This window comes from Oscillibacter sp. KLE 1745 (genome assembly GCF_000469445.2).
GTDB lineage: Bacteria > Bacillota > Clostridia > Oscillospirales > Oscillospiraceae > Oscillibacter > Oscillibacter welbionis.
Genome location: NZ_KI271754.1, coordinates 9,753 through 11,201, shown reverse-complemented (window position 1 = coordinate 11,201; position 1,449 = coordinate 9,753). Strand labels below are relative to the sequence as shown.

The following is a 1,449-nucleotide window of genomic DNA, read 5'->3' as shown; positions in this document are numbered from 1 at the left end:
CCGGCGGGAGAATTATGGCGAGCCGATGAAGAACATCATGCTGGCCCTGCGGCAGATCGCCGAGGAGAACCGGGACGTGGAGCTGGTGTACCCGGTGCACCTGAGCCCGGTGGTGCGGGAAGCAGTGGACACCTATCTTCGGGGCGCGCCCCGGGTCCATCTCATCGACCCGCTGCCGGCGGACGAGATGCATAACCTTATGGCCCGGTCTTATCTGGTGCTGACAGACTCCGGTGGTCTCCAGGAGGAGGCCCCTGCCCTGGGCAAGCCGGTGCTGGTGATGCGCCGGGAGACGGAGCGGCCGGAGGCGGTAGAGGCCGGGACCGTGAAGCTCTGCGGCGTGGTACAGGATGACATCGTCACCATGGCGGAGCGGCTGATCCGGGACAAGAGCGCCTACGACGCCATGGCCCACGCGGTGAATCCTTACGGTGACGGCCATGCCTGCCGCCGGATTGCCGATGCCATCGAGTGGAAGTTCGGCCTGCGGCGGGATCGGCCGGCAGAATTCGGCGTCTGACCTGCCGCGGACGGCACCCTGAGAGAGGAGGGCGGAGATGGAGAAACGGAAGCTGAACCGGATCACCGCGGGCTTTATTGTCCTGGTGGTGATGGTTCTGATCCTGATGTTCAGCAACAGTCTGCGCCGCTCCTCCCATATCACGCTGCCGGAGGAGGGGAGCTCCCCCGGACAGGCAGAGGATACCAATGCCTCCGGCGGTGACGCCCTGACAGTGATCGCGGTGACGCCGGAGACGGTGCAGACCGCCATTGAGACGCTGACCCGCCCGCGGCAGTACAGCCGGGTGATCCGGGTGGAGCAGCTGTGGGACGGCGGCAGCGGTTCCTTTGAGACCACCGTCACGGTCAGCGGCCGCTGGACACGGACAGACCGCTCCCTGTCGGACGGACAGGTTCGCCACACCATCACCGACGGGGAGATCACTTATATCTGGTATGGCAGCGAGAGCAGCGTTTACAGCGCCCCTGCGGGGGACATCACCCCGGATGACGAGCAGGCCATCCCCACCTATGAGACCATCCTGGACCTGCCGGTGGAGGATATCGCCGCCGCGGATTACCGCAGCGTCTCCGATGTGAACTGCATTTACGTGGAGACGGTCCAGGATCCGGAGGGTTACACCCAACGGTACTGGGTCAGCGTGGAGACAGGCTTACTGGTAGCGTCGGAACGGCTGTTGGAGGGGGAGACCATCTACCGCATGGCATCCCTGACGGCAGATCTGAGCACCCCCTCCACAGACCGGTTTATCCTGCCGGACGGCACGGTGCTGCTGGACACATGAGGCGAACCCCCACCGGAGACAGCCGGCGGGGGTTCTTTTCAGCAAGGCCCCGGCGGAACATTCCGCCGGGGCCGTTTTACCGACAATATGGGGTATGTCAGCGGCGGGCGCTTCGGCAGGCACCGCCGCAGCGGTCACAGCA

2 protein-coding genes are annotated in these 1,449 nt (G+C 65.1%); both read left to right on the top strand.

From position 1 onward, the window contains the following. Positions 1–520: UDP-N-acetyl glucosamine 2-epimerase (locus HMPREF1546_RS18470; RefSeq protein WP_021752050.1), on the top strand; the 520-nt coding region annotated here is incomplete at its 5' end. A 37-nt stretch (positions 521–557) separates the two neighbouring features. Beyond that, on the top strand, positions 558–1,307 hold the full coding sequence (locus HMPREF1546_RS14160; RefSeq protein ID WP_021749933.1) for a hypothetical protein: 750 nt from the start codon (positions 558–560) through the stop codon (positions 1,305–1,307). The last annotated feature ends 142 nt before the right edge of the window (positions 1,308–1,449 follow it).